Annotated in this window: 4 protein-coding genes and 2 pseudogenes; 1 reads left to right on the plus strand and 5 read right to left on the minus strand. The window is 45.9% G+C overall.

What is annotated here, in order from left to right:
• Nucleotides 1-38: 38 nt before the first annotated feature.
• The 5 genes and pseudogenes from I6E49_RS13780 to I6E49_RS13800 all read right to left on the minus strand — a co-directional run bounded on the left by I6E49_RS13780 (nt 39) and on the right by I6E49_RS13800 (nt 6098).
• Nucleotides 39-1715 (minus strand): MFS transporter, encoded by a 1677-nt coding sequence (locus I6E49_RS13780; RefSeq protein WP_235403035.1) that lies wholly within the window; start codon nt 1713-1715, stop codon nt 39-41.
• Entirely contained in the window at nt 1716-2837 is a 1122-nt protein-coding gene (locus tag I6E49_RS13785; protein ID WP_235403037.1) for an HlyD family secretion protein, read from the minus strand.
• A 179-nt stretch (nt 2838-3016) separates the two neighbouring features.
• Complete coding sequence (locus I6E49_RS13790; protein WP_235403039.1) at nt 3017-4339, minus strand: TolC family protein; 1323 nt, start codon at nt 4337-4339, stop codon at nt 3017-3019.
• Between the two features lie 327 nt (nt 4340-4666).
• Nucleotides 4667-5191, minus strand: a pseudogene (locus tag I6E49_RS13795) (DUF4372 domain-containing protein); the annotation flags it as partial.
• Between the two features lie 352 nt (nt 5192-5543).
• On the minus strand, nt 5544-6098 hold the full coding sequence (locus I6E49_RS13800; protein WP_235403040.1) for a hypothetical protein: 555 nt from the start codon (nt 6096-6098) through the stop codon (nt 5544-5546).
• A 231-nt stretch (nt 6099-6329) separates the two neighbouring features.
• Between I6E49_RS13800 and I6E49_RS14780 the strand changes: the two are divergent.
• A pseudogene (locus I6E49_RS14780) lies at nt 6330-6608 on the plus strand (IS982 family transposase); the annotation flags it as partial.

Below are 6608 nucleotides of genomic sequence, written 5' to 3' on the forward strand. Positions count from 1 at the left end.
GGCTGAGGCTAGGGTCGGGGGTAGGGCTTTCTCCCTCCTTACTTATCCTTCGATATATCCCTCTTTGGCCATGGCACCACGAGCATCAGTCCGGCGAGGATGACGCAGGCGTAAATGGTCCATCCCGACATCTCCTTTATTGCCGACAGGGTGGCTTGCACCTGCACTTTACCCTTTGTCGACATAGCTGCCATGTTCTGTGCTTCCGTCTCGCTCTTGCCTTGATATTGCATTCCGCGGGCGGTCATGTCGTACGTCATGGCGGTCTCGGCATTGGTGCGGTCGTAGTCGTGGGCGTATCGTGTGATGTAGTATTGCTGGCGGTGCTGGAACACCACCTGATACAGAGCCGAGCCTATGCCTGGTGCAATCACCATACGCACGGTGAGCATTATGCACACCCATGTAGAGAGCAGCTTGTACGGCATGCGCTGGTTGGCGTATACGGCGATGAGCGAGTAGAGCAACATCATTCCCGTGGCACGGATTACTACGGGCCACTTCATGCGTTCGAGCATTCCTGCTGTCTGCACCTCGAAGTACATAAACAGCGATGCTGCACCAATGAGCAGGAATCCCATGGCGAAGAACCACTTGAAGTGTACACCCTTATTGTTGAGTATGAGTATGGTGACCAGTCCGATGAAGTAGCCCAGCAATACCCAGTTGCCCAGTTCTGCCACCTGTATCTGGTCGGTCTTCATGCCCACGCCTACGAATATGTTCACGAGCATAGAGCTGGAGTTGCATATCATCAGTCCGATGAAGAGCAGTATGCCGCCCTGGATGCTGCGCGACTTGAAAGCCTTGAGCATGAAGTAGGGCGAGCGGCGTGTCTTTTCCAGATAGAAGAACAGCAGCGATGACACTACGCAGATAGCTGTGGCCCAACATATTTTGGGGCTGTCATACCAGTCGTACACCTTGCCGTATACCGTGACATACACAAACGAGCAGCACATCAGGCAGAACACCACTACGTTGCCGAACTTAGAGAACGACAGCGGACAATGCTTCGTGGGGTAGGGATTGTAAGGCATGCACACCAGTGTGATGAGCAGAGCCACGAGTATGGCACCAAGCATGGCATAGTAGACCATCTGCCAGTGGTAGTTGTAGGCAAACCATGCGGTTATCCATGTGCCTATCTGTCCGAGCAGCATGAAGAAGAAGTAGATGATAGGCTGGCTCGCTTTCTTCTCGGTGTCGAGAGCGTCCCATCCGGCTTCGTCCTTAGGCTCGTTGCCCGGCGTGACGTTGCGTGTAGCCTCAATGCCAAATCCGTACTTGATAAGTGTGAAGAGGTTGCACATCAGAAGCGTCTGTCTGACAAATCCCATGATGAGGCTGTTGAGAGCCAGGATAAACAGACTGTCGGTGTTGGCACATATATAGCTCTGCACAGCCAGAATGGAGAATCCAACGAGACTCATCATCTTCTGGCGGCGCACACTCACCAGCGAGTAGAAGAACGGCGAGAACGCCGCCATACCTATCGATGTGACGAAGCTGATGAAGGCTATGTGTTCTGACTGGATGCCAAGCCCGCCCACCATCTCACTACTGTTGACGGTGTAGGCACCGCTTACCGTCATGATAGGTATGAAAAGTATGACGAGAAAGGCGATGCCAAGGGGCTTTGGCACCCAGTTGTAGAACGGAAAATTCTTAGGCATGTGCTCCGGCACTGCCGTATATATCTCTGCTTGTGTCATTTACTTAAGTTGAGCCTTTACTACAACCATCATTCCGGCAGCCAACTTGTCGTTGTCTTCCTTCGAAATTCCCTCAAACTCTATGCGCACCGGTATACGCTGTTGTATCTTCACAAAGTTGCCGGCAGAGTTGTCGGTAGGGACGAGCGAGTATTTTGAGCCTGTTGCACCTGAAATAGCGGTGATGCGTCCTTCAAACTCCTTGCCCTCGAATGCGTCAACGCTCATCTTCACTTTCTGTCCAACATACAGTTTTTCTACCTGTGTCTCCTTATAGTTGGCTATTACCCACTTCTGTGTGTTGGGCATGATGTAGGTGATAGTCTGTCCGGCATTCACAGCCTGACCCTCTTCCAGTGCGCGTCTGCCCAGTTTGCCGTCGCAAGGAGCGGTTACCACACAGTAAGAGAGGTTGAGCTTTGCCATTTCCAGCGCAGCCTGAGTGCGCTCAATGGCAGCTGCTGTATTCTTCTTGCGTGTCTGCACCTCGTTAACACCCGAATAGGCAGCCTTCTGCTGGCGGCGTACGGCATCGAGTTTCTTCTTCGTAGCGTTGTATTCAGTTTCAATCTGTTCGAGCTGTATCGGTGTGGCGGCATTGCGAGCCACGAGGTTCTGATAGCGCTGGCGGTCCTTGTCGAGTTTGGCAAGACGTATTTCTATCTCGGCTATCGAAGCCTCGTACACAGTAGCCGAGGTCTGAGTGGTCTGCAGCGAAGCGTCTACAACGTTGGCTCCAGCTAAAGCGTCCTTCAGTGCTGCCTCTGCCTCCATTACACGGATGCGATATTCACGGTCGTCAAGAACGAGCAGTGTGTCGCCCTTCTTCACGTCTTGATGTTCCTTGAAGTATATTTTCTTGATATATCCCGAAGCACGCATGTTCACAGGCGATATGTACTGCTCTATCTGAGCGTCGTCGCTCTTCTCGTTGCTCTTGTAGTCCATAAACATGCAGGCTATCTTCACGATGCCCCATACCAGTATAGCCACGCCGATGAGGCTTACTGCTATCTGGCGGATGCGCTGGCGCTTAAGCTGCTTGGCAGTTAGTTCGTGGGTAGACTGTGTGTTGTTGTCGCTATTATTGTTGTTGTTTGTAGTGTTATTGTTTGTTTCCATTTTTTGAGTTTTGAGTTGTTGCCTTTGGCAATTTTGAGTTTTGAGTTTTGAATTTTGAATTGTCGGCTTTGCCGATTTTGAATTATTCAATTTTGAATTTTGAGTTTTGAATTCTTAATTCAACATTGAATAATTCCTAATCGCAGGCGTAGCCGAGAACAATTCCTAATTCCAAATTCCTAATTCAACAGTTTCTCAAGTTGTCCTGTGAGTTTCAGCAGAGTCAGGTTCGATACCTGATAGTTGAAGTGGGCAGTCAGATAGTTGTTCTGGGCGTCGCTCATGCTCATTTCGTCTTGCAGCACCTCGGTCATTGATGCAATACCTTCGCGATAGCGGTCGCTCGTCACCTTATACACATCCTCAGCCAGCAGATAATTGTCGCGTTGCTTGCTGAAGTTGCGCTGATTGTTGGCAAGATCGTTCACAGCGTTGGCGTATTGTGTCTGCATACCCTTCAGTGCATTCTCGTATTGCAGCTTGGCGTTGTCGATGTCCACTTGCGCCTTTCTAATCTTCGAACGCTTCTCAAAACCATCGAACACAGGTATGCGCAACGACAGACCAATGCCGTTCGACTTATACCAATGGTTCGACTCGCCCGAGTGAAACCAGTTCTTGAAATTGTCGGTGAAGGTAGCGTAAGTCCAGTTGCCGGTGAGCGCGAGCGTTGGCAGATAGCCGCCCTTGGCAAGCTTCTTCTGCTGTTCGGCAAGTGTTTGCTGCTTTCTGAGCAGCTGAAGTTCCGACAGATTCTCGTTCAGTCCGGTGAGAGCCGCCATGTCCGTCAGCTCCACGTTAGCCTTCGTTACGGTAATGTCCTTGTCGGCAGGATAGTCGATAACGTATTTCAGCATGTTGTATTGCTGTGTGAGCATAGCCTTGGCGTTGTCGTATTGCACGCTGAGATTCTCCAGATTCACGTTCACACGCTTCACGTCCACGCTCAGAGCCATGTCGTTGTCGTGGAAAGCCTGTGTGATATTGCGCAGTTCTTCAAGTCGCTTGATGTTGTCCTTGATTATGCCAATCTGCTCCTCGGTGTTCTGCGCCAGATAATACATCTTGCTTATCTGCACAATCAGGTCTTCCTTGGCTTTGGCATACGATAGGGTGTTGAGCTGGTCGAGAGTCTTCGATATCTCCAATGCAGTGAGTGCCGTCTGACTATATAGTGGCATCTGTAGCTGAACACTTGCCGACGAGTTGTACTGCAGCGTCTTCGTCACGTTATACGGTTTGCCGTAAGCCTTACCATCCGTTACCGATACTGGCGGCGTGAAGTTGTCGTTAAGCGCTGCGCCTATATTAATCTGTGGCAACAGACGCGAGCGGTTCTCGCTGATATTGTGCTTGCCTTTAAGCACATTACCCTCATAAGTCTTTAAATTAAGATTTCGTTCAATGCCCATCTGCAGGCATTGACCCAATGACAATGTTTCTTGCGCCATCGAATAGTGGGCAAGAAGAGTCAGGGAAAATGTGAACAATATTCTTTTCATACCTATATTAATAATTCAGCTGCAAAGTTACTGAATTATCATTGTATAGGCATATTCATATAATATCACAAGTTGTTCACATTTTCCCTTTGTTGTTTTACTACAATAAAAAATGCATGTAAAATGCTTACCTTGTTCAAAAAGGCATATTCCTCCCGTTTTATATAATTATATATAAGGAGACATTAGTGTCCCGTTAGAATCGGGACCAGTTAAATATTAATCAGATAACTCCGGAAAGAGGGGACAATCGAGTTCTTTGACATTATTGAAATCAGTCCTTTCGAAGAGATCTACGAGTGGTGTCTTATCCATAAGAGTACAGCATTTGTATTGCAGATTCTTCTTGGCTCGCACAACAAAGAATGATTCATGCTGATGTATTTTGAAAAGTTCCTTGAAAGCATTGTATCCACGGTCGAATATGTAGTAAGATTCTGATTCATAAGGGATTTCCTTCATTGCCTTTGAGTCGAAGGCATACACATTGCCTTTCTACTTGAAGACATCCGTTACTCGTTTCTTCCTGGCTTGCTCCATCATATAGAAAGCAAAGTCTTCAAAGATACGGTAGTCACGATTCTGATTGGCTGAAGCAAATGTCGTTTTCGCAATAGGCTTACGCCCTAATCCAAGATGGTATTGCTTTACTCTATGTGCTTCAAAAGCAACAATCAAATCTCGCAAACTCTCTCGATTACTCAGTTGACCAAACATCATTGCAAACAACTGATTCCAACATGTGAAATGCTTCACATAGCGGTTTCCATCATACTTGTCAACCAAATGGCGAAACTTGTTATTGTCGAGAAATTCTATCAATTGGGCGAAAACGTATTTATCTTTGTTCATCGTGCAGTATTATAGATAACTGCAAAAGTACAAATTCAAATCATCGCACCCTTAAAATCTCTTGCAAAAGACTGTATTTCAATTAATTCAAAGAGCGATTAGTCCACTTTAACGGGACAGTAGTGATGGCATATATAGGACTTTTATCTGAAATAACCGCATTTGGTATTTATATTTTTGATTAATGTACAAAAGTATTATATCAAGCGGTAGGCGACCAACTGTCGTGTATGTAAGAAGGACGGAAATATGATGCAAAGAAAGATTTCTTTTGAAAAGCACGAAAGTTAAATCTACAATAAAACGAGAAAGGAGGCCAACATTAAAGGCATCCTTTCTCGTTTTATCAAGATTATTTCTTCAAGAAGCCATAGTCGTACACTTTAGGCTCTATGTGAGCAGCAAGTAGTTTCATGGACTGTCTGAGGTCGGCAAGCAAGGCATTATAGGTTGCATCCTCGCTGGTGGAGTTCATCTGCACCTTTCCATTCTTCGTGGTCTTTGTACCTTGGAAGTGCATCTTTATGTCATAGTAAGAAGCATTAGGGTTGGCTCCTGCTTGTTTGTGATAGTAACGCCATAGCTCTCTTCCGGCATCCAATACAGCTTGTGCTTCTTGTGAAAACTCCAAAGGTTCTGTTGGAGTGAATGAATTGCCATCTGGTGTCTGAGCTTCTTGCTCTGTAAATAGGTCTTGTATTGCTCCTTCTTGCTGAGGCTTTTCCTCTTTCACTTTGCCCATGATGAAGTCGTGCATAAAATGACTCTCGAAGTTGTCTTGTGCGCCTACCTCTTCCTCGCTGAATGGAATCCAATAGTTAGTGCCATGCTGGCTTTGGATGTTGTTTTTTTCATTGAATAACGTGAAGACTAAGCAGTCGGATAAAAAATGTTCGTTGCAATTCAATTCCTTATTTGGATATAGAAATTGGTCTCGGTCATTTACCCATGTTGCTTCGGTACAAAGTCTGACACTGAAATAAACACATGATGGTATGACATTCTTTCTTGTTATCCAAGTACCTTTTAACCTGAGTTCGGGATAAGAAAGTCTTTGTAAAAGTTGGTAATCTCAATAATTTTTAGTACCTTTATGATTTTGAATCAATTAATTATAAAATTAAAGGATACTATAGTTATGGAGATTACCAAGAACAAAATTACGGAAATTTTCTGTATTATCGATGATTTTTGCCAAGAATATGATAAGGAAATTGCACGCATGTCCATTTGTGAGCCAGACGGGCGTAAGCACCGCAATCGGAAATGGACTATGAGCCGGTCGGAAATCATGACGATACTCATCTACTTTCATTTCAACACTTTCCGCAACTTCAAGCATTATTACCTTTTTTATGTCAAGGTTCACCTGCACGACCTGTTCCCCAAGCAGCTTTCATATAACCGCTTTGTTGAA

The sequence above is a fragment of the Leyella stercorea genome (genome assembly GCF_021531655.1).